The organism is Streptomyces sp. NPDC053755 (assembly GCF_040677675.1).
In the GTDB taxonomy this organism is placed as follows: Bacteria; Actinomycetota; Actinomycetes; order Streptomycetales; family Streptomycetaceae; genus Streptomyces.
The window spans coordinates 14,230-37,882 of sequence record NZ_JBFASK010000048.1 but is presented as its reverse complement, the minus strand read 5'-3'; the positions used below and the strand labels follow the sequence as shown (position 1 = coordinate 37,882).

The window sequence follows — 23,653 nt, the reverse complement described above, 5'->3', positions numbered from 1 at the left end:
GCTGGAGCGGGTTTCACCTTCCAGGAATTCGCTTTCGCGCTTTCCTTTCCGGCGGTTCCGACTTTATCAGATTCAATCCGGCCGACCTAATCGGTGGCTTTCGTGATTCGAATAAGGAATCGGGTGGCTCCGTGGAAATCGAAGTTTCCGGCCGGAGCGAGAGAGACACTATCGGGTCGCCCTCGAACTTGTCCAGTCCAGGCAACCGTTTGAATCTACCTCCCCACATCTCCCGTGTCAACAGGTTTTGTGGGCGAAGAGGAGACTAGCAGGTCAGCGGGGCGCTCCGCACATCAGGCGGCCGTCGGCAGCTCCGCGCTGCGGTCGGACTCCTCCACGTCGCCGGTGTCTCCGGCCCGGGTCGCCCGGCCGCCCAGGACGTAGACGTAGGCGAGGAATGCCAGTTCAGCGGCGATTCCGATGGTGATGCGGGCCCACGTGGGGAGGCCGGAGGGGGTGACGAAGCCTTCGATCAGGCCGGAGACGAAGAGGACCAGTGCCAGTCCCACGGCCATGCCGACCGCGGCGCGTCCCTGCTGGGCGAGGGCGGCGCGGCGGGTCTGGGGGCCGGGGTCGATGAGGGTCCAGCCGAGGCGCAGGCCGGTGCCGGCGGCGACGAAGACGGCGGTCAGTTCGAGCAGGCCGTGCGGGAGCACCAGGCCCAGGAAGACGTCGAGACGGCCGGCGGCGGACATCAGGCCGATGCCGACGCCGAGGTTCAGCATGTTGAGGAAGAGGATCCACAGCACCGGGAAGCACAGGAACGCGCCGAGGACCAGGCACATGGCGGCGGCCTGGGCGTTGTTCGTCCAGACCTGGGCGGCGAAGGAGGCCGCGGGGTGGCTGGAGTAGTACGTCTCATACTGACCGCCCGGGCGGGTCATCTCGCGCAGGTCGGCCGGGGCGCCGATCGCCGACTGGACTTCCGGGTGCGTCCCGATCCACCAGCCGATGAGCGCCGCGAGGAGGGTGGAGAGGACCGCGGTCGGCACCCACCAGTGACGGGAGCGGTAGACCGCGGCGGGGAATCCGGCGGTCAGGAAGGTGACGGCGTCGCGCCAGGAGGCGCGGCGGGTGCCGGTGACGGCGGCGCGGGCGCGGGCCACGAGCTGGGTGAGACGGGCCGTGAGCATCGGGTCCGGGGCACTGGACTGGATCAGCGAGAGGTGGGTGGCCGTGCGCTGGTAGAGGGCCACGAGTTCGTCGGCCTCGGCGCCGGTGAGCTTGCCGCCCCGGCGCAGGAGGTGGTCCAGGCGTTCCCACTCGGCGCGGTGGGCGGTGACGTAGACGTCGAGGTCCATGATCGGCTGCTGCTCCAGGCACTGGGTGCGTACGGGTGCGTACTACTGCGGCGCGCTGCGGGTCAGCTTGGCAGACTGTCGTACCGAGGGGTCGGGAAGGTCGGAGAAGGGTGGGCGTCGTGAGCGGGGTTGTGACGGGGGACGCCGTCGTACTGGGGTTGCAGCCGGCGAGACTGCCGAGCCGGGCTCTGGCGCTGTGCATCGACCTCACGGTGGTGCTCACGGTGTACGTGCTGGTATCCGTCGGGCTCGCGTTCGCCACGGCCTCGCTGGACGAAGCCGCGCAGACGGCGCTCTCGATCGCCTCGTTCCTGCTGGTGCTGGTCGGGGCGCCGATCGCGGTGGAGACGCTGTCGCACGGGCGGTCGCTCGGGAAGATGGCGTGCGGGCTGCGGGTGGTGCGGGACGACGGGGGGCCGATCCGTTTCCGGCACGCGCTGGTGCGCGGGGCGATGGGGGTCGTGGAGATCCTGATGACGTTCGGGGTCGTGGCGTGCATCGCCTCGCTCGTCTCGGAGCGGGGGCGGCGCGTCGGCGATGTCTTCGCGGGGGCGCTCGTCGTGCGGGAGCGGGTGCCGGCGGCGCGGGCGGCGGCTGTTCCCCCTCCCCCGCCCTGGCTGGTCGGAAGGTTCGGTCAGCTGGATCTCTCCGCCGTGCCGGACGGGCTGTGGCTGGAGATACGGCAGTACCTGACGCGGATCCGGCAGCTGGATCCGGGCGTGGGGCGGCAGCTCGCCGAGCGGCTGGCCGACGAGCTGGTCGCACGGACCGGGACGCCGCCGCCCCCCGGGGTGCCGGCCGCGGACTATCTGGCGGGTGTGGTCGGCGAGCGGCAGGCCCGGGAGGCGCGACGCGCCTTCGCCCCGGCGGGGACGGCCGGCGGCGTCGGGGGCGGCTACGCAGGGGGTGCGGGGAGCGGTGACGTGCCGGGGGTGGCGACGGGCGTGGCGGCCGGGCAGCGCTCCGGGTTCGCGGCTCCCGGCGCTGCCCCGGTGGGGACGGCTCCGGCCGCTCCCGCCCCATCCGCTGGGCCCGCCCCTGATCCCGCCTCCCCCGCCACGGGGTTCGCGCCTCCCGCCTAGAGCGTCTGTGCCTCCCGCCTAGGGCGTCTTTCAGGAGAAGACCGAGGGCGGCGTCTCCAGCGCTTCGAGCTCGATGCCGGGGGCGGCGAGGACCACGTCGCCGCTGATGTGCAGGGTGTGCCGCTCCCCCGTGTCCAGGGCGTCGACCAGGTACTCGTCCACGGTCAGGGGGCCGTTGTCAGTGGCGTGCGCTTCACTCTTCACCAGGGCCCAGGACTGGTCGATCGTGAGGGGGGCGAGCACCCCGCCGGTGAAGGCGACGAGCCGGACGCGGGTCGCGGGGGAGCCGGGGGTGAGGCGCAGGAGGCGGGTGATCGCGACGAGGAATGCCGGTGAGGTGCCGGTGAAGGCATGGGCGCGCACGTTGCCTTCCGTGGCATGGGTGCCGGTGGGGTCGGTACGGACCCAGGTGACGCCGTCGAGGGCCGCGCCGCGGACCTGCCAGCTCGCGGCGTGGAGTTCGAGGCGGATGGGGCGGCCGAGCTCGTCGATGGCCAGGTCGACGGAGCCCGCGTGGTCGCCGGAGGGGGTGGTGGTCTGGGCGACGTAGCGCCAGCCGGAGGGGCCGGGCGCGCAGTGGAAGTGTTCTTCGCCGAGAGGGGTGCGATCGTGCGGGTCATGGAGCGAATAGCGGCCGCGGGGCATGGGTCCTCGGGGTGGTTCCTGGGGCGGTAGGTCCGGTGCGGGCCGGGACGCCCGGTGAGGGACGCGGCAGGCCCCCGGCACGGGGGTGCGGGGGCCTGCCTGTGTCCTCTACGGGTGCTGTCGACGGGTGGGCGTCAGTGCGCGGGCGCCGTCGGTCGTGGCATCAGTAGCGGTAGTGGTCCGGCTTGTACGGGCCCTCGACCGGGACGCCGATGTAGGCGGCCTGCTCGGGGCGCAGGGTCGTCAGGCGCACGCCGAGCGCGTCGAGGTGGAGGCGGGCGACCTTCTCGTCCAGGTGCTTGGGCAGCACGTACACGTCGGTCGGGTACTGCTCCGGCTTGGTGAACAGCTCGATCTGGGCCAGCGTCTGGTCCGCGAACGAGTTCGACATGACGAACGACGGGTGCCCGGTCGCGTTGCCCAGGTTGAGCAGTCGGCCCTCCGACAGCACGATCAGGACCTTGCCGTCCTCGAACGTCCAGGTGTGGACCTGCGGCTTGACCTCGTCCTTCACCACGCCGGGGATCTTCGCCAGGCCGGCCATGTCGATCTCGTTGTCGAAGTGGCCGATGTTGCCCACGATCGCCTGGTGCTTCATCCGGGCCATGTCCGAGGCCATGATGATGTCCTTGTTGCCGGTCGTGGTGATGAAGATGTCGGCCGTCTCCACCACGTCGTCCAGCGTCGCGACCTGGTAGCCGTCCATCGCGGCCTGGAGCGCGCAGATGGGGTCGATCTCCGTCACGATCACCCGCGCGCCCTGACCGCGCAGGGACTCCGCGCAGCCCTTGCCCACATCGCCGTAACCGAAGACGACGGCCGTCTTGCCGCCGATCAGTACGTCGGTCGCACGGTTGATGCCGTCGATCAGGGAGTGGCGGCAGCCGTACTTGTTGTCGAACTTCGACTTCGTCACCGCGTCGTTCACGTTGATCGCCGGGAACAGCAGCGTGCCCTCGGACATCATCTCGTACAGGCGGTGCACGCCCGTCGTCGTCTCCTCCGTCACACCACGGATCTCCGACGCGAGCTGGGTCCACTTCTGCGGGCTCTCGCCGAGGGTGCGGTTGAGGAGGCGCAGGATGTGGGCGTACTCCTCGCTGTCCGCGGTGGACGGGTCCGGGGCGGAGCCGGCCTTCTCGAACTCGACGCCCTTGTGGACGAGGAGGGTGGCGTCACCGCCGTCGTCCAGGATCATGTTCGGGCCGCCGGTGGGGGTGTTCGGCCAGGTCAGGGCCTGCTCCGTGCACCACCAGTACTCCTCCAGGGTCTCGCCCTTCCAGGCGAAGACGGGGACGCCGGCGGGGGCCTCGGGGGTGCCGGTCGGGCCGACGGCGATGGCCGCGGCGGCGTGGTCCTGGGTGGAGAAGATGTTGCAGGAGGCCCAGCGGACCTCGGCGCCCAGGGCGACCAGGGTCTCGATGAGGACGGCCGTCTGCACGGTCATGTGCAGGGAGCCGGTGATCCGGGCGCCGGCGAGGGGCTGCTGCTCGGCGTACTCGCGGCGGATCGACATCAGGCCGGGCATCTCGTGCTCGGCGAGGGTGATCTCCTTGCGGCCGAAGGCGGCCAGGGACAGGTCGGCGACCTTGAAGTCCTGCTGGTTGGCGACAGTCGTCATGACTGGGCTGCTCCTCGTGAATCGGGTTCGAGGGTCGGTTGAAGCGCCTGACACCGCGCTCGGGACACCGCGGGCATACGAATGCCCGGGTACTCCCGCGGTGCAGTCGTCGGAGGCCCTCTCTCCCTCGGCCGGTCCGCGAGGACCGCCCGACCGCCATCAGCAGCGACGTCTGGCTGGTCACGAATCTACACCGATCGGCCCCTCGACCCACAGTCCGCCCAGGGCCGGGATTCGGCCGGATCCGGCCTCGACAGAGGGTCGGAAGGCCGCCCGGGGACGGGAAAAGCCCCGGACAGGACGGTCCGGGGCTTCTCTCAGGGGGTGGCGGATTCAGTGGCCGGGTCCGCCGGGCGACTTCGCGGGGTCGGTGCCGGAGGCGGCCGCCGACTCGCTGTAGACGTCCGGCTCGAGGTAGATGACCCGCGCGATGGGGACGGCGGCGCGGATGCGGTCCTCGGCGGCGTTGATGGCGGTCGCGACCTCGGTGGCCGTCTCGTCGTGCCGGACGGCGATCTTGGCGGCGACGAGGAGCTCCTCGGGGCCGAGGTGGAGCGTGCGCATGTGGATGAGGCGGGTGACGGTCACGCCGTCGACGACGGCTTCCTCGATCTGCTTCACCTGGTCGGTGCCGGCCGACTCACCGAGCAGCAGCGACTTGGTCTCGGCGGCGAGGACGAGCGCGATGACGATGAGCAGGATGCCGATGCAGAGCGTACCGATGCCGTCCCAGAGGCCGTCGCCGGTGACGAGGGCCAGGCTGACGCCGCAGAGGGCGAGGACCAGGCCGACGAGCGCTCCGAGGTCCTCCAGGAGGACGACCGGCAGCTCGGGGGCCTTCGCCCGGCGGACGAACTCGGTCCAGGAGAGCCCGCCGCGGATCTGGTTCGACTCCTTGATGGCCGTGCGGAACGAGAACGCCTCGGCGATGATCGCGAAGACGAGCACGCCGACCGGCCAGTACCAGGCCTCGATGGCGTGCGGGTGCTTGATCTTCTCGTAGCCCTCGTAGATGGCGAACATGCCACCGACGGAGAAGAGCACGATGGAGACGAGGAAGGCGTAGATGTACCGCTCGCGGCCGTAGCCGAAGGGGTGCTGCGGGGTCGCCTCGCGCTGGGCCCGCTTGCCGCCGAGGAGGAGCAGGCCCTGGTTGCCGGAGTCGGCGAGGGAGTGCACGCTCTCGGCGAGCATCGAGGACGAACCGCTGAAGAGGAACGCCACGAACTTGGCTACCGCGATGGCGAGGTTGGCGGCGAGTGCCGCCACGATCGCCTTGGTTCCGCCTGACGCGCTCATGGATGTACGTGTTCCCTTCGTCGGTGCTCCGGCCGTGCTGTCGCCGCCGCTGTGCGGCCGCACATTTTTACATCAGGCCACGACGGTGGCGCGGAAGACCGTACCCGCACCCGACAGTTCGATGCTCTCGCCCGCCGGTACGAAGACGGATTCGCCCGCGGCGAGCGGGAGTTCGCCGACCCGGGGGCGGCCGGCCACGGCGAGGAGGATCTGAGGGGTGGCCGCGGTGACGTCGGTGGGGACCGCGCCCTCCGCCCGGACGTAGCGGGAGAGCCGGAACTCGTCGACGGGGGCGTCGTAGACCTCCTCGCCCGACTCGGAGGCTTCGGGGCGCAGGAGGGTCGGGTCGACCGGTTCGAAGCGGACGACGCGCAGCAGCTCCGGTACGTCGACGTGCTTCGGGGTCAGGCCGCAGCGCAGGACGTTGTCGGAATTGGCCATGATCTCGACGCCGAGGCCGTCGAGGTAGGCGTGCGGGACCCCTGCACCGAGGTACATGGCTTCGCCGGGCTGGAGCCGGACGGGGTTGAGGAGCATGGCGGCGATGACGCCGGGGTCGGACGGGAAGTGGTGGGCGAGGGTGGCGTACGGGGCGTGGTCGCCGCCCAGGCGGTCGGCGGCGGCCGTGGCCTCGGCGACGGTGTGGGCCATCTCCTCGCGATCGGCTGTCAGCAGCGCCGTCAGGACCTCTCGCAGGGCGGCCTCTTCGGGGTGGGCGTGCAGCAGGTCGACGTACGGCTTGAGGGAGTCGACACCGAGCGCGGCGAGGGCGTCGGCGGCCTCGGTGGGGGCGCGGAAGCCGCAGAGTCCGGTGAACGGCGTGAGGGCGCAGATGAGTTCGGGCTTGTGGTTGGGGTCCTTGTAGTTGCGCCGGGGCGAGTCGACGGGGATGCCGGCCGCCTGCTCCGCGGCGAATCCGGCCTCGGCCTGGGCGAGGTCGGGGTGGACCTGGAGGGAGAGCGGGGCGCCGGCCGCGAGCACCTTGAACAGGAAGGGCAGGCGCGGGCCGAACTTCTCGACGGTGCGGGCGCCCAGTTCGCGTACGGGGTCGGCGTCGATGACCTCGTTCAGCGGTCCGCGCGGGGTGCGGGAGGGGGCTCCCGGGTGGGCGCCCATCCACATCTCGGCCTGGGGCTCACCGGTGGGGGTGGTGCCGAGGAGTTCCGGGATGGCCGTCGTGGAGCCCCAGGCGTAGGGGCGGACGGTGTTGACGAGGCGGTCCATGGCGCCTTCCAGCCTTCCTCGGTGCGGTGGTACGGGTGATGCGGATGGGGCGGGTGGTGGGGCGGTGGTACGGGCCCTGGTGCGCTGGTACGGGTCGGGTGGCGGTGGTGACCTGGTGGCCTGGCGTCAGGGGGTGTGCGGAGTGATTGCCGCGGAGGCGAGGGAGAGGTACACGGCGGCGAAGTCGGTGACGGCGAGGAGTTCGGCGAGGGCCTCCAGCTCGCTGCCCTCCTCGGGTTCCAGTTCGCTGATCGCCGTCTCGTGGCCGAGGGCCAGCTCGCGGGCGGCGGGGGCGGCGGTCAGGCCGCCGGCCGGCCGGTCGCGCAGGAGCACGACCCGGGCGCGCAGGGCCTGCGGCTCGTCGACGCGGTCGCGGAAGAAGTCGTCGGGGTCGGCGCCCGCGGCGTAGGCACCCGCGAGCAGGACCCCGTGGGCGGGCAGGGCCTCGGGGAGCTCGGCGGCGAGCGCGGGCAGTCCGGCCAGCTCGGCGAGCACGGCGGCGAAACGGCGGCCCGCGGGACCCGCGGCGGCGCCCTCGGTCCAGATCAGGGGCAGGGAGTCGGCGAGTTCCGCGGCCAGCGTCTTGGCGGGGTTGCTGTACGTGGCGATGGCCGGTCCGCAGCGCTCGGCCGTACGGTCCAGGCGGTCGGCGACCTTCTCCAGGGTCTCCTGGGGGGCGTCGAGCAGTCCGACGCGGTCGAGCAGGACCAGGAGCGGCGTGAACAGGGCCCACAGGGCGCTCGGGCCGGCGGCGAGGTCGTCGGAGGTCTCCTCCGCGCTCTCGAACGGGGCCGTGGCCATCGGCACGAGCAGGCCGCGGGAGCCGTTGACGGCCTCGGAGAGGGGGGAGGTCCTGGGGGCGACGGCGACGACGGTGATGCCGCGGCGGTACGCCTGTTCGGCGAGGAGGGCGAGACCGGGCTCCGAACCGTCGGTCGTCGGGATCAACAGGAGATCCACGGAGCCGGCCCAGCCGGGAAGGGCCCAGCGCAGGGCGCCCGCCGCGGCGGCGACGCCGGTGGGCTGGAGCCGGATGACCGGGGCGGAGGCGCCGGCGAGGGAGCCGACCAGGTCGGCGACGCCGGCGGCCGCGGTGCCGGGCCCCGCGACGAGGACGGCGCGGGGGCGGCCCTCGGGGCGGAGGTCGGAGATGCCGGCCTCGGCGGCGTGGCGGGCGGCTGTCCGGACCCGTGCTCCCGCTTCGGCGGCGCCGCGCAGGAGACCGCGGCGGTCGGCGAGCGCGAGGGCGTCCGGTGCGTCGAGGAGGGTCTCGTCCAGCATGGGGCCTCCGAAGCGGGGCGGGGCGTGCGGCTTGGTGGTGGTGGTCCCGGTGGCGCGCCCGGCCGTCGGCCGGGCCCGTGCTGCCACGCGCACCACCCTTGCGGCTGGGGTGCCGGCCTGCGGGCGTACCGCGGCCGGACAGCGCCGTCGGCGGCTGCTGTTCGCCTCTACCCCGGGCGGCGGGCCTCATCCACGAGAAGGACCGGGATGCCGTCGCGGACGGGGTAGGCCAGGCCGCAGCCGTCGCCCGTGCAGACCAGCTCGGGGGTCTCGGCCGCCGTGCGGTCGTCGAGCGGCGCGTGGCAGGCCGGGCAGGCCAGGATCTCCAGGAGGCCGGCTTCGAGCGGCATGAGGGGTCCCTTCGAACGAACGATGGTGGTGCTGGCTGGCTTCGGGCCAGGTCAGCCTACCGCCGGGGAACCAGGGGCGCGGCTCCGTGCCCGCCCTGTCCTGCGGCGAGGATCCGGCGGGGAATCGACGGGGGTGTGGCGGGGGTCTGACGGAGGGGTGGCGAGGGTCGGTCGGGGGCGTGGCGAGGCGGTCGGGGACGGGGCCGAACCGTTGCGGGACGGGCCGGAGCCCTGCGAGGGGCGTACGGAGGCGGGGCGAGGGGTCTGACGGCGGCGGGGCGAGGGCGGTCGGGGGCGGGGCGAGGGCGGTCGGGGACGCGACCCAGCCGTTGCGGGACGGGCCGGAGGCCCGCGAGGGGCGTACGGAGGCGGCGTCGGGCCCGCCCGGTGTGCGGTACGACGACTGCGACGGCCCGGCGTCGAGGCCCGAGACGGTCCGGCGGCCGGATCCGGAACCGAAGCGGTGCGGATCCGGGGAAGGACCGCCGCTTCCATTGCGGGACGGGCCGGAGGCCCGGTCTCCGGCCGAAAGGGAAGGCAGAGTCCGGCGAGAGGGAACCGGGGGCGGGTACGGAGGCTCGTTCGCGGGCCCTGGACCGGTCCAGGGAAAGGCCGCACCCGGCAGGCGGGGCGTGTCCGCCGATGCGGGCCGGCCCCGGCGGGCCCCGTTCGGGGGCCGCCGGGGCCGGTGCGAGCTTCGGTCTTCGGGGGCCGGGGCTCAGGCGGTCGAGCGGACCAGGGCGAGGACCTCGTCGCGCAGTCCGGCCATGGTGGCCTCGTCGCGGGCCTCGACGTTCAGGCGCAGCAGCGGCTCGGTGTTCGAGGCGCGGAGGTTGAACCACCAGTCCTCGGCCGTCACCGTCAGGCCGTCCAGCTCGTCGAGCGTGACGCCGTCCCGGCCCGCGTACGCGGCCTTGACCGCCGCCATGCGGGCGGTCTGGTCGGCGACGGTGGAGTTGATCTCGCCGGAGGAGGCGTACCGGTCGTACGCGGCGACCAGCTCGGACAGCGTGCCCTGCTGGCCGCCGAGGGCCGCCAGGACGTGCAGGGACGCGAGCATGCCGGTGTCGGCGTTCCAGAAGTCCCTGAAGTAGTAGTGGGCGGAGTGCTCGCCGCCGAAGATCGCGCCCGTCTTGGCCATCTCCTCCTTGATGAAGGAGTGCCCGACCCGGGTGCGGACCGGCGTGCCGCCGTTCTCGCGCACGACCTCCGGTACCGACCAGGAGGTGATCAGGTTGTGGATGACCGTGCCGCCCGGGTGCTTGGCCAGTTCGCGCGCGGCGACCAGGGCCGTGATCGCGGACGGGGAGACCGGCTCGCCGCGCTCGTCGACGACGAAGCAGCGGTCGGCGTCGCCGTCGAAGGCGAGGCCGAGGTCGGCACCCTCGGAGCGGACGCGGGCCTGGAGGTCGACGATGTTCTTCGGGTCGAGGGGGTTGGCCTCGTGGTTGGGGAACGTGCCGTCGAGCTCGAAGTACATCGGCACGACGTCCAGCGGGAGGTCCGCGAAGACGGTCGGGACGGTGTGGCCGCCCATGCCGTTGCCCGCGTCCACGACGACCTTCAGCGGACGGATCGCGGTGAGGTCGACGAGGTTCCGCAGGTACGCGGAGTAGTCCTGCAGGCTGTCCTGCCGGGTGATCGCGCCGGCCGCCGGGGCGGCCTCGGGCGCGCCCTGCTCCGACCACTGCTCGACGAGGGTGCGGATCTCCGCGAGGCCGGTGTCCTGGCCGACCGGGGCGGCGCCCGCGCGGCACATCTTGATGCCGTTGTACTGCGCAGGGTTGTGCGAGGCGGTGAACATCGCGCCCGGCAGGCCGAGCTGCCCGGAGGCGAAGTAGAGCTGGTCCGTGGAGCAGAGCCCGATCAGCGTGACGTCCGCGCCCAGACGGGCGGCCCCGCGCGCGAAGGCGTCCGACAGGCCCGGCGACGAGGGGCGCATGTCATGACCGACGACGATCGCGTCCGCGCCCGTCACCCGTACGAACGCGGCGCCGAAGAGTTCGGCGAGACCCTCGTCCCACTGATCCGGCACCACCCCGCGGACGTCGTACGCCTTCACGATCTGCGACAGATCAGCAGCCACGGAACAACCCTCCTGAGGACTCTGCACGCGTATGGGGCGCGTGTGCGGAACGCCCAAACTACCCGGGCGGGGGCACGGCGACGCAGACCGAGGGGTCGGTCGGCGGGGAGTGGCCGGTTTCGCCCCGTGCCGGGACGCTCACGTGCCGGCACGGCGGGCGTCGCCACCGTCCAAGCGGGGGCGCCGGGGCGACGGGACCGCCGGCGCGGAAGCGTTACGGCGGAGAGCGCGGCGGTGGGTCAGGAGTCCGGGGAGCGCAGGACCCGCAGATGTCCGCGGCGTCCGACCTCCATGGGGTCGCCGCCACGGCCGCCGCCCTTGCCGCCCGCCTCGGCCGCGCGCTCCTGGGGGCGCGCCGCCTCCCGTACTGCGTTGGCGAGGGCTTCGAGGTCGTCCCCGCTGGGCCGGGACGGGGCGGAGCCGTCCGTGAGCCGCACGACGTCCCAGCCGCGCGGGGCGGTGAGGCGCTCGCTGTGTTCGGCACACAGGTCGTAGCAGTGGGGCTCGGCGTAGGTGGCGAGCGGGCCGAGGACCGCAGTCGAGTCGGCATAGACGTACGTCAGTGTCGCGACGGCAGGGCGGCCGCACGCGGTGCGCGAACAGCGACGTACAGGGCTCACGACGTTGGACGGTACCGCACTCTTGAGCGGGCCGCGACGACTCTCCGCCAGGTCACTCGCCCGTGTCGCGGTGTGACGTCGGCCACGGCCCCTCCCGGCGCGGCGCCGCTGACCTGGGTGGGAGGAGGGCGGCGGGGGCGGAGACGACCGCCGATCCGGACAGCGGTCGACCGTAAACCGGTCAGGGACGGCCAGACGGCCGATCGCGGCGACGTACGTAATCGAGCCGTCGCTTGGCCGGAATGCTCAACAAACGACAGCGGGGTCCGGCCGATCCGGACCTGACCGGTGTTCGCCCCGGCCGTGGAACACCGAGGAGAGTTACGCTGCGTCAGTGATGGACAGTCCTGTGCCGCCGCGCCCCTCGCCCCGTCCGACGTCGAATGCCGCGGAGCCGGCCTCCGCGGGGTCGAGCCCGGCCGATGCGGGTCCGGGAAGGTCGGATCCGGGCGCGTCGAACCCGAACGAGTCGTGTCCGGGCGAATCCCGGACGGGCGGGTCGGGTTCCGCTCCTGCGGAGCCGCGACCGCGTCGCCGCGACCGGCACGGCCGCGGGATGCGCGGTCCGGTCGCCCCGCCGCAGGTGCCGCTGTCCGCGAGTCGTGCGGACTCGTTCCGCGATCTCGTCCTGGACTCCGTCGAGCGGCTGGAGCGGCGCTGGCCGCAGCTGGCGGACGTGGAGTTCATGGTGCTGGACGTACCGCCGGCGGTGCCGGGCGAGGCCGTACCCCTGGGGGGTTCGGTACCGGCGGAGAAGAACGGCGCCGCGCGGGTCGTCGTCTATCGGCGCCCCGTGGAGATCCGCTCCAAGAGCCGCGACGAGCGGGCGCTGCTGGTCCACGAGGTCGTGGTGGAGCAGGTGGCGGAGCTGCTGGGCCTGTCCCCCGAGTCGGTCGATCCCCGGTACGGGCAGGACTGACGAGCGGGCCCCCTACCGCGGCCGCGCGTGCCGCGCCCGGCCGCGCCCGGTCCTGCCCGGCCTCGTCCTGCCTCGGCCGGTCCCTCCCCGCCGTCCCCGTCCCCGTCCCCCCGCGAGCCTCGTGACCGTCCGAGCCTCGCAGCGCCGTCCGAACCTCGCAGCCGTCCCGTCTCCGAACGGCGTGAGCGTCAGTCGTCCAGGACGGAGAGGTCCTGCTTCGCCGTCGGGACCTCGACCGTCCCCCGGTCGTCGGACAGCGTCTGGACCGTGAACATCGGCACGCCGTCCTGGGGAAGGGCGAGCGCGCGCGACGCGTGGACCGGACCCCCTGAGACGCGTTCGACCGTCAGGGCGTAGGAGCCCTTCAGCCCCGCCGGGACCGGCGGTGCCACTGCGGTCGTCGTGCCCGCCTTGATCGTGAAGGTCTTGGAGACCGAGGTGCCGCCCTCCGATCCCGCGGAGGCGGTGACCTTGACCTCGGCGGTCTCGGCCGGGGCGGTCAGGGAGAGCGTCGAGCCGGCCGCGCGGTTGTCGGCGACGGTGGCGCGGGCGGTGATCGCGGGGGTCGCGGGGATGAAGGCGATCTCCTGCTTGTCGCCCTTGCCGCGGACCACCCGCAGGGCGGCGACCACCGGGGTGGGCTTCTTCGGGTCGGCCGGCGTGAGCAGCAGCGAACCCGCCTCCCCGCGGGTGAGGTCCGGCATGTCGACGGCCGCGGTCATCCCCGACTTCACCTGGAGGGACGGGGCGCTCGCCGGCACGATCGTGCCGGTCTCGCCGACCAGCTGGATCTTGAGGTCGGCGTCGTCGTCGCCGGGCGCGTACGCCACCAGGCGCACCGATGTGGCGTCCTTCGGGATGCCGGGCAGAACCGCGCGGGGGGCCGGGTCGGCCGAGGCGGAGAGCCAGTCGCTGCCGAGCTTGTCGTCGGCGGCGCCGACGACCGCGCCGACGCGGCCGCTGCGGGTCGTGACATGGACCGTCACATCGGCTTTCGGCGCCTCCCCGGTGAGCGTGGAGAGGAGGACCGGGACGGTGGCGTGGGCCGGGACGGGGATGCCCTCGGTCAGCTGCGACGGGAGCACCCCTTCGGGGCCGTACAGCTCGATGTCGGCGACGGCCGCGGTGTCGTCGGGGTTGGTGAGGTGGACGTAGTCCTGGCGCTCCTTGGCCGTGGAGGCGGCCGGGAACCAGAAGTCCGTGTCGGGTGCCGTGCAGGAGACGCCGAGGAGTCCGCGGGAGCCGCCGGCCGGGACGATCGTGGTCTGCTGGACGGTCCAGCCCGGGGCGAGGGAGCCGGTCGCCGAGCCGGTGAGGGCCGGGACGGCTCCGCCGTCGGCCTTGGCGGTGACGGGCGTGCCGGGCCGGCCGGCGGTCGCCGGGGGCTTGGCGGCTCCCGGCTTCTTCGGCTTGGCGTCGGCGGGCGCGGCGCCGGAGGCGGGCTTCAGCTCCGCCTTTCCCGCCGTGGCCTTGCCCGTTCCACTCGCGCCCGTTCCGGCGTCGGTCTTCCCCGCCGGGGTGTACGAGGTGTAGACCGTCTCGGCCACCTCGGACGTGCTCGGCGCGGGGCAGAGGAGGCTGGAGCGCTCCACGGGCAGCGACCGGCCGGCGGTGGCCGGGGCGGTGGTGGTGCCGTCGGGCGCGGTCAGGGTGGCGAAGCCCGTGACGGCGGCGAGGGCGGTGGCGGCCGCGATCAGGGAGAGGGTGGTGCGCTTCACTGGTTGCTGCTCCCGTCGGGACGCTGCTCGGTCTCGTAGCCGTACGCGTAGGGGTCGTACACCTGCTGCTCGTGGGGCTGCTGGTCGCGCTGCTGCTGGTCAGTGGGCTGCTGGTCGTACTGCCGTCCGTACGGCTGCCGTTCGTACCCCTGCTGCTGGTAGGGGTCGTACTGCTGCTGACCGTAGGTCTGTTCGTACGTCTGTTCGTACGTCTGCTCGTACGCCTGCTGGTCGTACTGCTGCGGGTGCTGCTGGTACGGGTCGGCCGCGTACTCCGCGTACGGCTGCTGGTGGCCCTGCTGGGCCTGGGCGTACGGGTCCTGGGCCGACTGCTGCCACTCGTCGGCGTACGCCTGCTGGGCGGGCACCGGGACGGGCTCCGGGGCCGGTGCGTCCACCGCGTCCTGGGCCGCATCCGGCGTCGCTGCCGCCTCCGCCTCGGCGGCGGCGCGCAGTCGGCGTGCCCGGCGGCCGTCGCCCTCCATGGCCTGGGCGGGGATGACGACCTCCTCCTCGGGCAGGTCGTCGTCGATCTCGCGGCGCCGGCCGGGCAGGGCGAGGACGAGCAGGACGACGGCGAGGCCGACCTGCGCCCAGATCCAGGCGGTGTGGGTGAGCGGCTCGTCGTACGTGAGGTCGAGGCGGCCGCCCTCGGTGGGCAGGGCGAAGCCCTGCGCCCAGCCGTCGACGGTGGTCTTCTTCAGTTCCTCGCCGTCGAGCGTGGCCGTCCAGCCGTCGTCGGCGCGGTCGGCGATGCGCAGGATCCGTCCGGCGGGGCCCGCCGGGATCTTCGTGTGCGCTTCGACGGGGCCCGCGGCGACGGCGACCGGCCGGGCCGCCTCCGTGGCGCTCTGGCCCGTGCCGCCCGCGCCCGGGGTGCTCTCGCTCGGGGCGGCGGGGACGATCATGGCGCGGGCGACCTCGCGGTCGACGCGCCACAGGGCGCTGCCGTCGAGCTGGCTGAGGCGGCTCAGGCCCGGGGTGGCGTCCAGGACGCGGCTCATCTGGCGCGGTGCCCCGTCGCGTACGAGGACGTAGCGGATCGCGAAGCCGCTCAGCTCCGCCGTCTGGTCGGCGCCGGAGCCGGCCACGAGGTGGGCGACGACCTTGTCCAGGAGGGGGTCGCCGCCGCCGGCCTCGGCCAGCTCGGCGTCGCCGAGGCGGCCGCCGGAGCCGCGGACGAGGGTGTAGGCGACCTCGCCCGGCGAGGTGCCGCCGAGGACGAGGGTGCGGGGCTGGTCGCGGGTGCCGCTCTCCTCGGCGACGAACGCCGGTACCTGTACGGGGTCGCGCCGGGTGAGCGGGCCGTCGGCGCCGCCGATCATCCAGGTGACGGCTGCCACCACCGGCCCGAGGGCGGCGGCGAGGGCGATGAGGGCGGCGACCGGCTGGCGCCAGCCGAAGCCGTGCGCGGCGACGCGGGTGCGGCCGCCCTCGGCGCCGATCATGCCGGCGACCAGGAGGGCCGCGCCGTAGACGAGGGTGGCGGGTCCGGCCCAGCCCGTGCCGCCGGCGCCGTTGGACAGCGCGGCGAAGAGGAGGCCGGCGAGCGCGGCGGCCCAGGCCGCGCGGACGGCGAACTGCCGCTCCTCGCGCAGCAGGGCGGCCAGGGCGGCGAGCACGACGCCGACGAGGAGGACGCCGCTGACGGTGCCGGGGCCGCCGGGGCTGATCCCGAGCAGGTCGAGGGCGGACGCCGTTCCCGTACGGATGTCGAGACCGGCTTCGCGCAGGAAGGCGGCGGGGCCGGTCAGCAGGGAGAGCGACCAGGGGGCGAGGACGAGCAGGGGGGTGCCGAGGGTCGCGAGGAAGCGGAGTCCGTACGCGGTGATGTCGTCGCGGCGCAGGACGAGGACGGCGATGCCGAGGACGGCCGCGAGCGGCCAGACGATCGGGGTGAACGCCATCGTGAAGGTCAGCAGGAAGGTGTAGGCCCAGGTGGCGCGCCAGCTGCCGCGGTCGGGGCGGGTGAGTCCGGCGGCGGCGACGGCGGCTCGCGCGATCAGCGGGAGCAGGATCGCGAGGACGGCGGTGCCGAGGCGTCCGGTGGCGAGCGCTCCGGTGGCGGCGGGCAGGAAGGCGTACGCGATGGAGCCCCACGCGCGCAGCAGCCGGGACTCGACGATCGGCCGGGCCGCGAAGTAGGCGGTGAAGCCGGCCAGCGGGACCGAGCAGACCAGGAGCAGGGTCAGCGCGAAGGAGGTGGAGCCGAGGAAGAGCGTGGAGAGTCCGGCGAGGACGGCGAGGTACGGCGGCGCGGTCTGGGTACCGCCGGTGCCGATGGCGTGCCAGGCGTCGGCGTACCGCTCCCAGAGGCCGGAGACGGAGTCGGGGGCGGGCAGCAGGGCGCCGCCGGCGAGCGAGCCGCCGCCGAAGAGGCCGCGGCAGGCGACCACGGAGACGATCAGGAGGAGGGCGAAGAGGAGCGGGCCCGGCTTGCCGGCGATCTTCTTCAGGCGGGCGAACTGCTCGATCTCCAGGAAGTCGGCGTCGTCGCCGCCGGGGCCGGTTTCGACGGCGCCGTGGCGTGAGCCGCCGGAGTCGGCGTCGGAGCCGCCGAAGTTGGCGACGACCTGTTCGGCGGTGGCGCGGACGGTGGCGCCGGGCGGCGGGAAGAGCGGGCGCAGTTCGCTCGCGGCCACGGCGGGGTTCTTGCGGCGCTTGCGGGCGGCGAGGATCCGCTCGGGCCGCAGGAGGGTGCCGAAGAGGCCCATCACCTCGTCGACGGCCTGGCCGGGGACCTTGCCGACGAGATAGGCGAGGGTGCGCAGCAGGGTGCCGAGGACCAGCCGCACCAGGACGTAGGGGAGGGCGGCGCCTCGGGTGTTGGCGAGGAGCGTGAAGACGGCTCCGGCCTTGTCCACGCGGTGCGGGTTGGCGACGGAGCGGCCGGCGCAGTCGACGGTGCGGCGTTCGCGTGCGGAGGCCTCGGCGTGCCGCAGGACGGCGTCGGGGGCGATGAGGACGCGGTGGCCGGCGGAGTGGGCGCGCCAGCACAGGTCGACGTCGTCACGCATGAGGGGCAGGCGCCGGTCGAAGCCGCCCAGTTCCTCGAAGACGTCGCGGCGGATCAGCATGCCGGCGCTCGAGACGGACAGGACGGAGCGCACCTGGTCGTGCTGGCCCTGGTCCTGTTCGCGGCGGTCGAGTCCGGTCCAGCGGCGGCCGCTGCGGGCGATGGAGACACCGGCTTCGAGCAGCTGCTTGCGGTCGTACCAGCCGCGGAGCTTGGGTCCGACGACGGCGGCGTACGCGTCGGAGTCGGCGACGCGCAGGAGTTCGGCGAGGGCGTCGGGCTCGGGGGCGCAGTCGTCGTGGAGGAGCCAGAGCCACTGCACCGGTTCCCCGTGGGGGAGCTCGGGCAGGTCGTAGGCGTCGTCGCGCCACGTCCGGCTGACGGGGTCCCAGCCGCTGGGCCGCTTCAGGTAGGGCAGTTCCTCGGGTCCGAGCACGGGGGCGTTGCGGGCGGCCTCCTCGACGGCGGCTCCGAAGCCGGTGCGGCGGGCGAGGTGCAGGACGCGGTCCGCGCCGATCGCCTCGGCGAGCAGTTGCGCGGAGTCGTCGGCGCTGCCGGTGTCGGCCGCGACGACGTTCTGCACGGGGCGTTCCTGGGCGAGCAGCCCGGCGAGGGCGTCCGGCAGCCAGCGGGCGCCGTCGTGGGCGACGAGCACGGCGGTGACGACGTGTCGCGGAAACTCGGGAGTTGAGGACATCGAGGTACGGGCCCTCCGGCCGGGGTCGCCCGCAGGGGGCGTGGGTGCGTCTCGGACGGGGCCCCACACTAACGGCTGTCAACGGCGACGGTCCGCCGCCTGTGGACAGAGCACAGGGAGCGGACCGTTCGGTGTGTACAGGTGTGCGCGGTTTTCCGGCGTGCGGCACGTGTGCACCGGCGTACGCGGTGCGGGGGTGGCGGACGCCGGGCGGGCTCCGGTCAGACGGCGGCCTTCTTCAGGCGGCGGCGTTCGCGTTCGGACAGACCGCCCCAGATGCCGAAGCGTTCGTCGTTCTGGAGGGCGTACTCCAGGCATTCGGAGCGGACCTCACAGGCCAGGCAGACCTTCTTGGCCTCACGGGTGGAGCCGCCCTTCTCGGGGAAGAAGGACTCGGGATCGGTCTGGGCGCACAGTGCGCGCTCCTGCCAGCCGAGTTCCTCGTCCGCGTCCTCGACCAGCAGTTCCTGGAACAACTCGGTCATGTGCGCCCCTCGTCTGTCTTTTGCGTCCCCGTGATGTAGCCGTTACCGATTCCGGCCGAACGACACGAGTGAAATTACAAGTTCGTGCTCTGTGCGAGTCAAGCCGGAATCTGCTATTGGGCCCGGTATTCACTCTGCGGAACCAAGGCTATGCGGAAAGTGTTCAAATCACCAAAAACCTGACACATGCCACCGGCCTGACCCACCGCCCCTCCTCGCAGGAAAGGACGCCCGAGGCTTGGATCTTGTTGCGATTCAGCCACGGAAGCGATCCGGATCACAGTCCGATCACAAGACCGCCGCCGCGTTTACGGGCTCGGTTGCTGCGCCATGTCTCCTGGCCCGGGGGTGCACAAACCTTTCTCCGGGCGCTGTAACCGGATGAGGTGAAACATTACCCCCAAAACGGTCATTGAGTTGACAGTCGGGACGCCCGCCCGTCACCTTTGGTGCCATGCCAGCGACCTCAGCGCCCGCCGCGACCCACGTCCGTGGGTTCCGCCGCGCTGTGCAGGCGCGCTGTTGCTGTTGTTGTCCCGGCTGTTGATCCACCAGCCGCCGGTCGACCGGCTGTCGCTGCCCCGGCCATCGATGCCGTAGGGCGCCGGCCCTCTCGCTCTCTCGCGTCACCCTTCTCGCGTTACCCCCGTTTTCCCGGGGCACCCCCACTTTTTTCGCGACACCCCCGCACTGCACACTTCTGCTCCTGCCGAGGAACCACCGCACCCATGAACAGCAGCGACAGCGACCTCCAGATCGCCGGCGACATCCTCGAGGTTCAGCACCTCCTCCAGCCCGCCCGCGAGCACCCCTCCACCGTGGCCGAGTTCGCGGGCCTGGCCCACTCCATCGCCGCCGACCGCGCGCAGTGGGCTCCGTACGTCCGGTACGACGCCACCACCCGCTGGTACCACCGGCTGCGCACCGGCCCCGGATACGAGGTCTGGCTTCTGTCCTGGGTCCCCGGCCAGGGCAGCGGAGCGCACGACCACGGCGGCTCGTCCGGGGTACTGACCGTCCTGGAGGGCCGGCTGACGGAGCGTACGGACCGGGGCCTGCGGACCCTCGGCGCGGGGGCGCAGCGGGTGTTCGCGCCCGGGTACGTGCACGAGGTCGTCAACGACTCGCTGGAGCCTGCGGTCAGCCTGCACGTCTACTACCCCGGCCTGACGGAGATGCCCCCGCACCCCTCCCACCGGGAGCGGGCCGGGTCGGCGGAGGCGGCGCCGGCGTCGGCGCCCGCGCCGCTGGGAGCCTGACGGGCGGGCGGCCACCCGGCAGGGGACGGGCTGCGCCCGAGCGTCGCCCGGCCACCACCCCTCAGGAGACCGGCCTTCGCCTGACAGACTGTTCGCATGCGCATTGTGGTTCTGGCAGGTGGCATCGGCGGTGCCCGCTTCCTTCGCGGTCTCAAGCGGGCCGCGCCCGACGCGGAGATCACCGTCATCGGCAACACCGGTGACGACATCCATCTCTTCGGGCTGAAGGTCTGCCCCGACCTCGACACCGTGATGTACACCCTCGGCGGTGGCATCGACGAGGAGCAGGGCTGGGGCCGTCGGGACGAGTCCTTCACGGTGAAGGAGGAGCTCGCGGCGTACGGGGTCGGGCCGGAGTGGTTCGGTCTCGGCGACCGCGACTTCGCCACCCACATCGTCCGCACCCAGATGCTGGGCGCGGGCTACCCGCTGAGCGCCGTCACCGAGGCGCTGTGCGCGCGCTGGCAGCCCGGCGTGCGGCTGATCCCGATGTCCGACGACCGGATCGAGACCCATGTCGCCATCGACGTGGACGGCGAGTCCCGGGCGGTGCACTTCCAGGAGTACTGGGTGCGGCTGCGCGCGTCCGTCGAGGCCAAGGCCGTCGTGCCGGTCGGCGCGGAGGCCGCGAAGCCGGCGCCCGGCGTCCTGGAGGCGATCGCCGAGGCGGACGTCGTCCTCTTCCCGCCCTCCAACCCCGTCGTGTCGGTCGGCACGATCCTGGCCGTCCCGGGAATCCGTGAGGCGATCGCCGAGGCGGACGTGCCGGTGGTCGGCCTCTCCCCCATCGTCGGCGGCGCGCCCGTGCGGGGCATGGCCGACAAGGTCCTCGCGGCGGTGGGTGTCGAGCCCACGGCCTCCGCGGTGGCACGGCACTACGGCTCGGGGCTGCTCGACGGCTGGCTGGTCGACACGGTCGACGGCGGAAGCGTGGGGGACGTCGAGGCGGCGGGGATCCGCTGCCGGGCGGTGCCGCTGATGATGACGGACCTGGACGCGACGGCGGCGATGGCCCGCGAGGCGCTGGCCCTGGCGGAGGAGGTCCGGGGATGACGGGGGCGGCGGAGGTGTCGGGGGCGAGAGGAGTGCCGGCGGTGTCGGGACTGTCGGCGTCGGCGTCGGCGACCGGGGTCACGGAGGCGGGCGAGATCACGGGGTCGGGCGAGGTTACGGGGTCGGCTGAGGCCACCGAGGCAGGCGGGGTTCCCGAGGCGGCCGGGGTTGCCGAGGCGGCCGGGCCCTCCTATCGGGTGTGGGCGCTCGCCGGGCTTCCCGAGGTGCGGAGCGGGGACGATCTCGCCAAGCTGATCGCCTCCGCCTCCCCCGGCCTCCGGGACGGCGATGTCCTGCTCGTCACCTCCAAGATCGTGAGCAAGGCCGAGGGGAGGGTGATCGCCGCCGACGACCGCGAGGAGGCGATCGACGCCGAGACCGTACGCGTGGTCGCGCGGCGCGGCGCGCTCCGGATCGTCGAGAACCGGCAGGGGCTCGTCATGGCCGCCGCCGGGGTCGACGCGTCCAACACCCCCGCCGGGACCGTCCTGCTGCTGCCCGTCGACCCGGACGCCTCGGCCCGGGCGCTGCGCGAGGGGCTGCGGGACGAACTCGGGGTCGACGTCGGCGTCGTCGTCACCGATACCTTCGGCCGGCCCTGGCGCAGCGGTCTGACGGACGTGGCCATCGGCGCCGCCGGCGTGCGGGTCCTCGACGACCTGCGCGGCGGTACGGACGCCCACGGCAATCCGCTCGGCGCGACCGTCGTCGCCACCGCCGACGAACTCGCGGCGGCGGGGGACCTCGTCAAGGGCAAGGCGAGCGGCCTGCCGGTCGCCGTCGTGCGCGGGCTGCCGCACCTGGTGGGCGAGGCCGAGGAGGGCGCACGGGCGCTGGTCAGGAGCGCCGCCGACGACATGTTCCGGCTGGGCACCTCGGAGGCGGTGAGGGAAGCGGTGACCCTGCGGCGCACCGTCCGCGAGTTCACCGACGAGCCCGTCGACCCGGGGGCGGTGCGGCGCGCCGTCGCGGCCGCCGTCACGGCGCCGGCCCCCCACCACACCACGCCCTGGCGTTTCGTCCTGCTCGAGTCGGCGCAGTCGCGGACCCGGCTGCTCGACGCGATGCGGGACGCCTGGATCGCGGACCTGCGGCGGGACGGGAAGTCGGAGGAGTCGGTCGCCCGGCGGGTCCGCCGCGGCGATGTGCTGCGCAACGCCCCTTATCTGGTCGTGCCCTGCCTGGTCATGGAGGGCTCCCACCACTACGGCGACCCGCGCCGGGACGCCGCCGAACGCGAGATGTTCGTCGTGGCGGCCGGGGCGGGCGTGCAGAACTTCCTGGTGGCGCTCGCCGGTGAACGGCTGGGCTCGGCGTGGGTGTCCTCGACGATGTTCTGCCGGGACGTCGTCCGCGAAGTGCTCGGACTACCGGAAGGCTGGGACCCGATGGGGGCCGTGGCGGTCGGACACGCGGCTGCGCCGCCGAAGGAACGGCCCGCGCGGCAGGCGGGGCAGTTCATCGAGGTGCGCTGACGACGGGGCCGGGACGTCGGTCGCCCGGTCCGTCCGGCCGCCGCGCTCCTGGTCGGTCGGCCGGTCTGACCTCGGCCGCCTCGGCGACGCTCGCTCGCCCGGCCGCGGGGAGGGCGGACGCGGCGGGAGTGGCGGTGATCAGAGAGCCGCGATGTTGCCGGGGGTCATCCGGGGCGCGCGGCGCGGTGGGGTCCGCCCGCTGAGCAGGATCAGCCGGGCCGCGCGGTGCCGCTGCCCCTCGTAGGGCGCAAGCAGTTCGAGCATGGCCGCGTCATCGGCGGTGCGGTCTCCCGCGAGGGCGTACCCGACGATGCTCGGAAGGTGGTAATCGCCGACGCTGACGGCGTCCGGGGCGCCGTTGCTGCGCTGCACCGTCTCGGCGGAGGTCCACGGGCCGATGCCCGGGATCAGCTCCAGGCGCCGCTGGGCGTCTGCGGGCTCCATCGCCGCGGCCTCCTCCATGCGGCGGGCGACCTTGGCCGCGCGCAGGACGGTGGCGGCGCGCTTGCCGTCCACGCCGGCGCGGTGCCACTCCCAGGAGGGGATGAGCGACCAGGTGCGGGCGTCGGGCACGACGTGCAGCCCGTACGTCCCCTCCGGCGTGGGACCGGGGGCGGGCTCGCCGAACTTCCGTACGAGAAGGCGCCAGGCGCGGTACGCCTCGTCCGTCGTGACCTTCTGCTCCAGGATCGACGGGACCAGCGACTCCATCACCAGGCCGGTCCGGGTGAGCCGCAGGCCCGGGCGGAGGCGGTGGGTGGCGGCGAGGAGCCGGTGTCGGGGGGTGAAGGCCGAGGGGTCGTCGTCGGCGCCGAGGAGCTGGGGCAGCCGGTCGAGGAACCAGTCCGCGCCGGGGCCCCATGCCTCGGCCTCGACGGCGCCGCCCCGGGCGGCGACCCGGAGGGTGCCGGGCCCGGCGGGTGTGCGGCTGGTCCGCCAGACGGATCCGTCGGGGGTGGCACGGAAGGTGGGGTCGCCGGGACCGCGGCGCAGCGGGCCGAGTGTGAGGCCCAGATCGAGGGGCTCTTCCGGCACCCACCGACGGGTGATGCCGGCCACGGGTCTGGCGGCGGCCACCCGAGGAGCGGGTACGGGGACGTGACCGCCGCGCACGCTGGTGCGGGTGGGACGTGGAGCGAAGCGGCCGGCCATGGGTACGAGGGTAAGCGTCCGGACCCCGGCGGGTCGCACCGTGCGGCGCCGCACCGGCGGGGGGCGGGGAGGACGCGGAGTACGGGCGGGTGGCCGAGTCCCGCCGGGGGGGGCGGCTCGGGCCGGCCCCGGCGGAGAGCGCCGCGCCGGAGGTGGCCGCCGGGTGACCCACGGCCCCCCGCGCCCACGTGCGGCCGCCCGGCCCGAAGGCCCGCCGAACGGCGCGGGCCACACCCCGCGTCCACCGAGACCCCGGCCCGCACGGCCACCGGCCGGAAGCCCCGGGCCGACCCGGCCCGAACCGGAAGCCCCGGGCCGCCCGGCCCGAAGGCCCGCCGAACGGCGCGGGCCACACCCCGCGTCCACCGAG

18 protein-coding genes are annotated in these 23,653 nt (G+C 73.7%); 5 read left to right on the top strand and 13 right to left on the bottom strand.

The genetic code is table 11. The annotated features are described in order from the left end of the window. Positions 1-293: 293 nt before the first annotated feature. Positions 294-1,301 (bottom strand): stage II sporulation protein M, encoded by a 1,008-nt coding sequence (locus AB0K65_RS29775; RefSeq protein ID WP_365721935.1) that lies wholly within the window; start codon positions 1,299-1,301, stop codon positions 294-296. A 119-nt stretch (positions 1,302-1,420) separates the two neighbouring features. On the opposite strand from AB0K65_RS29775, the gene AB0K65_RS29770 reads away from it, so the two are divergent. Beyond that, a complete protein-coding gene (locus tag AB0K65_RS29770; protein ID WP_365721933.1) occupies positions 1,421-2,383 on the top strand; it encodes an RDD family protein in 963 nt (320 codons plus the stop codon). 30 nt (positions 2,384-2,413) lie between these two features. Here AB0K65_RS29770 and AB0K65_RS29765 read toward each other — a convergent pair whose 3' ends face one another. The 8 genes from AB0K65_RS29765 to AB0K65_RS29730 all read right to left on the bottom strand — a co-directional run bounded on the left by AB0K65_RS29765 (position 2,414) and on the right by AB0K65_RS29730 (position 11,560). After that, complete coding sequence (locus AB0K65_RS29765; protein WP_365721931.1) at positions 2,414-3,028, bottom strand: hypothetical protein; 615 nt, start codon at positions 3,026-3,028, stop codon at positions 2,414-2,416. Between the two features lie 163 nt (positions 3,029-3,191). Further along, entirely contained in the window at positions 3,192-4,649 is a 1,458-nt protein-coding gene (ahcY, locus tag AB0K65_RS29760) for an adenosylhomocysteinase (RefSeq protein ID WP_365721929.1), read from the bottom strand. 333 nt (positions 4,650-4,982) lie between these two features. Further along, positions 4,983-5,948 (bottom strand): cation diffusion facilitator family transporter, encoded by a 966-nt coding sequence (locus AB0K65_RS29755; RefSeq protein WP_365721927.1) that lies wholly within the window; start codon positions 5,946-5,948, stop codon positions 4,983-4,985. A 72-nt stretch (positions 5,949-6,020) separates the two neighbouring features. After that, entirely contained in the window at positions 6,021-7,172 is a 1,152-nt protein-coding gene (gene manA / locus AB0K65_RS29750; protein WP_365721925.1) for a mannose-6-phosphate isomerase, class I, read from the bottom strand. A gap of 126 nt (positions 7,173-7,298) precedes the next feature. Beyond that, the gene (locus AB0K65_RS29745) at positions 7,299-8,453 is read right to left on the bottom strand and encodes an SIS domain-containing protein (protein WP_365721943.1); all 1,155 of its coding nucleotides are present in this window, start codon (positions 8,451-8,453) and stop codon (positions 7,299-7,301) included. A 167-nt stretch (positions 8,454-8,620) separates the two neighbouring features. Continuing rightward, positions 8,621-8,803 carry a Trm112 family protein gene (locus tag AB0K65_RS29740; protein ID WP_365721923.1) on the bottom strand — a complete coding sequence of 61 codons (183 nt, stop codon included), beginning with the start codon at positions 8,801-8,803 and terminating at the stop codon, positions 8,621-8,623. Positions 8,804-9,521: 718 nt separating this feature from the next. After that, entirely contained in the window at positions 9,522-10,889 is a 1,368-nt protein-coding gene (locus AB0K65_RS29735; protein ID WP_365721921.1) for a phosphomannomutase/phosphoglucomutase, read from the bottom strand. Between the two features lie 239 nt (positions 10,890-11,128). Beyond that, positions 11,129-11,560 (bottom strand): DUF3499 domain-containing protein, encoded by a 432-nt coding sequence (locus tag AB0K65_RS29730; protein ID WP_365721941.1) that lies wholly within the window; start codon positions 11,558-11,560, stop codon positions 11,129-11,131. Positions 11,561-12,065: 505 nt separating this feature from the next. On the opposite strand from AB0K65_RS29730, the gene AB0K65_RS29725 reads away from it, so the two are divergent. Beyond that, positions 12,066-12,428 carry a metallopeptidase family protein gene (locus AB0K65_RS29725; protein WP_365721919.1) on the top strand — a complete coding sequence of 121 codons (363 nt, stop codon included), beginning with the start codon at positions 12,066-12,068 and terminating at the stop codon, positions 12,426-12,428. A gap of 188 nt (positions 12,429-12,616) precedes the next feature. Here AB0K65_RS29725 and AB0K65_RS29720 read toward each other — a convergent pair whose 3' ends face one another. The 3 genes from AB0K65_RS29720 to AB0K65_RS29710 all read right to left on the bottom strand — a co-directional run bounded on the left by AB0K65_RS29720 (position 12,617) and on the right by AB0K65_RS29710 (position 18,344). Further along, a complete protein-coding gene (locus AB0K65_RS29720) occupies positions 12,617-14,146 on the bottom strand; it encodes a DUF5719 family protein (protein ID WP_365721917.1) in 1,530 nt (509 codons plus the stop codon). Beyond that, entirely contained in the window at positions 14,143-17,859 is a 3,717-nt protein-coding gene (locus tag AB0K65_RS29715) for a glycosyltransferase family 2 protein (RefSeq protein WP_365721915.1), read from the bottom strand. The genes AB0K65_RS29720 and AB0K65_RS29715 overlap by 4 nt, the downstream gene beginning before the upstream one ends. A gap of 221 nt (positions 17,860-18,080) precedes the next feature. Further along, positions 18,081-18,344, bottom strand: a complete 264-nt coding sequence (locus AB0K65_RS29710; protein WP_015033978.1) for a WhiB family transcriptional regulator — start codon at positions 18,342-18,344, stop codon at positions 18,081-18,083. A 728-nt stretch (positions 18,345-19,072) separates the two neighbouring features. Here AB0K65_RS29710 and AB0K65_RS29705 point away from each other — a divergent pair. From AB0K65_RS29705 to AB0K65_RS29695, 3 genes are all read left to right on the top strand, one after another. Next, on the top strand, positions 19,073-19,603 hold the full coding sequence (locus AB0K65_RS29705) for a cysteine dioxygenase family protein (protein WP_365721913.1): 531 nt from the start codon (positions 19,073-19,075) through the stop codon (positions 19,601-19,603). Positions 19,604-19,699: 96 nt separating this feature from the next. Further along, a complete protein-coding gene (gene cofD, locus AB0K65_RS29700; protein WP_365721910.1) occupies positions 19,700-20,656 on the top strand; it encodes a 2-phospho-L-lactate transferase in 957 nt (318 codons plus the stop codon). A gap of 95 nt (positions 20,657-20,751) precedes the next feature. Then, the gene (locus AB0K65_RS29695) at positions 20,752-22,131 is read left to right on the top strand and encodes a coenzyme F420-0:L-glutamate ligase (protein WP_365721939.1); all 1,380 of its coding nucleotides are present in this window, start codon (positions 20,752-20,754) and stop codon (positions 22,129-22,131) included. Between the two features lie 138 nt (positions 22,132-22,269). On the opposite strand, the gene AB0K65_RS29690 is transcribed toward AB0K65_RS29695, so the two are convergent. Continuing rightward, on the bottom strand, positions 22,270-23,283 hold the full coding sequence (locus AB0K65_RS29690; protein ID WP_365721908.1) for a DNA-3-methyladenine glycosylase 2 family protein: 1,014 nt from the start codon (positions 23,281-23,283) through the stop codon (positions 22,270-22,272). Positions 23,284-23,653 lie beyond the last annotated feature (370 nt).

Excerpts from the sequence above, each read along its gene's own strand:
- AB0K65_RS29765 (WP_365721931.1), bottom strand. The coding sequence starts at position 3,028 with ATGCCCCGCGGCCGCTATTCGCTCCATGACCCGCACGATCGCACCCCT.
- AB0K65_RS29755 (WP_365721927.1), bottom strand. The coding sequence starts at position 5,948 with ATGAGCGCGTCAGGCGGAACCAAGGCGATCGTGGCGGCACTCGCCGCC.
- AB0K65_RS29710 (WP_015033978.1), bottom strand. The coding sequence starts at position 18,344 with ATGACCGAGTTGTTCCAGGAACTGCTGGTCGAGGACGCGGACGAGGAA.
- AB0K65_RS29715 (WP_365721915.1), bottom strand. The coding sequence starts at position 17,859 with ATGTCCTCAACTCCCGAGTTTCCGCGACACGTCGTCACCGCCGTGCTC.
- cofD (WP_365721910.1), top strand. The coding sequence starts at position 19,700 with ATGCGCATTGTGGTTCTGGCAGGTGGCATCGGCGGTGCCCGCTTCCTT.
- AB0K65_RS29740 (WP_365721923.1), bottom strand. The coding sequence starts at position 8,803 with ATGCCGCTCGAAGCCGGCCTCCTGGAGATCCTGGCCTGCCCGGCCTGC.
- manA (WP_365721925.1), bottom strand. The coding sequence starts at position 7,172 with ATGGACCGCCTCGTCAACACCGTCCGCCCCTACGCCTGGGGCTCCACG.
- AB0K65_RS29745 (WP_365721943.1), bottom strand. The coding sequence starts at position 8,453 with ATGCTGGACGAGACCCTCCTCGACGCACCGGACGCCCTCGCGCTCGCC.
- AB0K65_RS29725 (WP_365721919.1), top strand. The coding sequence starts at position 12,066 with ATGCGCGGTCCGGTCGCCCCGCCGCAGGTGCCGCTGTCCGCGAGTCGT.
- AB0K65_RS29775 (WP_365721935.1), bottom strand. The coding sequence starts at position 1,301 with ATGGACCTCGACGTCTACGTCACCGCCCACCGCGCCGAGTGGGAACGC.
- ahcY (WP_365721929.1), bottom strand. The coding sequence starts at position 4,649 with ATGACGACTGTCGCCAACCAGCAGGACTTCAAGGTCGCCGACCTGTCC.
- AB0K65_RS29690 (WP_365721908.1), bottom strand. The coding sequence starts at position 23,283 with ATGGCCGGCCGCTTCGCTCCACGTCCCACCCGCACCAGCGTGCGCGGC.
- AB0K65_RS29705 (WP_365721913.1), top strand. The coding sequence starts at position 19,073 with ATGAACAGCAGCGACAGCGACCTCCAGATCGCCGGCGACATCCTCGAG.